The following is a 1,496-nucleotide window of genomic DNA, read 5'->3' as shown; positions in this document are numbered from 1 at the left end:
GTGCTGACCTTCGCCATCTCGACGCTTGCCGCCGGCACCATTTTCCGGGTGGCGATCAACGCCACGCCGTTCCTGTTGCCGCTGCTGTTCCAGGTCGGCTTTGGCCTCTCGTCCGTCGATGCCGGCTTGATGATCCTGGCCTATTTCCTCGGCAATCTCGGCATGAAGACGGTGACGACACCAACGCTGCGCCGTTTCGGCTTCCGGTCGGTGCTGGTCGTCAACGGCCTGATCGCTTCGGCGGCGATCATGGCATGTGCTGCGATCTCACCGCAGACGCCGCAAGCGCTGGTGGTGGCGTTGATGCTGATCGCCGGCCTGTCGCGCTCGATGCAGTTCACCGCGCTCAACACACTGGCCTTCGCCGACATCGATGCGGCGCAACGAAGCTCGGCGGCGACGCTGTCCTCGATGCTGCAGCAGGTGGCGATGCTGTTCGGCGTCGCGGTGGCGGCGGCGATCCTCAATTTGTCGCAGATCGCCAGGGACCGGCCGGCCCTCGATCTTGTGGATTTTCGAGTGGCCTTCCTGGCGATCGGCGCCATCGGGCTGGTGGCGGCGTTGCGTTTTCTCGTGCTGCCGCCAGGTGCGGGCGCGGAGGTTTCCGGCCACTCGCCGGGAAATTGAGATCGATTTTTCCGCCTGATGCGGAGATAAATTCCGTCTTGTCCTTTCGCCTTGGTGCAGCCTTTTCGCGAGTGGCGGCAATGGCGCAAGCAATTGCCAAAAGTGCAGAGTTTTCCGAGCATTGCGCCAGCTTCGGCAATCGACGCGTCCATTTGGTAAATATCGCTGCCGGCCGGGGTTCCGAGCGCGGATTCATTTGACGAACCGGCGTTGGGCCGATTAGCGTTCTTTCCCAGGGATGGCAGCGATGCCATCGGGGCAAACGCAGACATGAACACGATCGGCTGGCCGAATTTCAGGAGCCTGAATCAGGAAGGCATTGTCTTTGCCATAGCGGTGGTGCTGTTCGTTGCAGCGGCCATAGGCCTGCCAGGTTTCATCGATCCCAACAATCTCGTCGCCATCGTCCGCTCCGTGTCGGTGCTGGGCATCCTTGCGCTCGGCATGGCCGTCGTCATCATCGGACGCGGCATCGACCTCTCCGCCGTGGCGATCATGGCGATGTCTGTCGCCTGGTATCTGCAACTTCTGAATTCGGGAACGCCGGACGGGCTGGCCTTCGCCTATGTGCTGGCCGGTGTGCTGGCCATCGGCCTGCTCAACGGCTTTCTCGTCGCCTATGCCGATGTGCCCGCGATCTTCGTGACGCTGGCGACAGGCTCCTTCGTCTTCGGCTATGTGCGCTCGCAGCTGATCACGCAGGATGCGGTGCCGGTGCCGCAGGGCCACTGGGTCGAGCTGCTCGGCGGCCTGCGCTTCCTCGATATTCCGGTCGAGGTGTTCGTCTTTGCCGGCCTCGCCTTCCTCTTCTTCCTGTTCCTGCGCTACACCAAATGGGGCCGCTACATCTACTTCGCCGGCGACAATCC

Annotated in this window: 2 protein-coding genes; both read left to right on the top strand. The window is 62.4% G+C overall.

What is annotated here, in order from left to right; translation table 11 throughout:
• The coding region (locus EN939_RS33850) for an MFS transporter (RefSeq protein ID WP_127271787.1) at positions 1–627 on the top strand (627 nt) is incomplete at its 5' end.
• A gap of 270 nt (positions 628–897) precedes the next feature.
• Positions 898–1,496: ABC transporter permease (locus EN939_RS33845; RefSeq protein WP_164751497.1), on the top strand; the 599-nt coding region annotated here is incomplete at its 3' end.

The organism is Mesorhizobium sp. M7A.F.Ca.CA.002.05.1.1 (assembly GCF_003998335.1).
Classification (GTDB): domain Bacteria; phylum Pseudomonadota; class Alphaproteobacteria; order Rhizobiales; family Rhizobiaceae; genus Mesorhizobium.
Note: the sequence above shows the minus strand (reverse complement) of the source record. Positions and strands in the feature narration are given on the sequence as shown.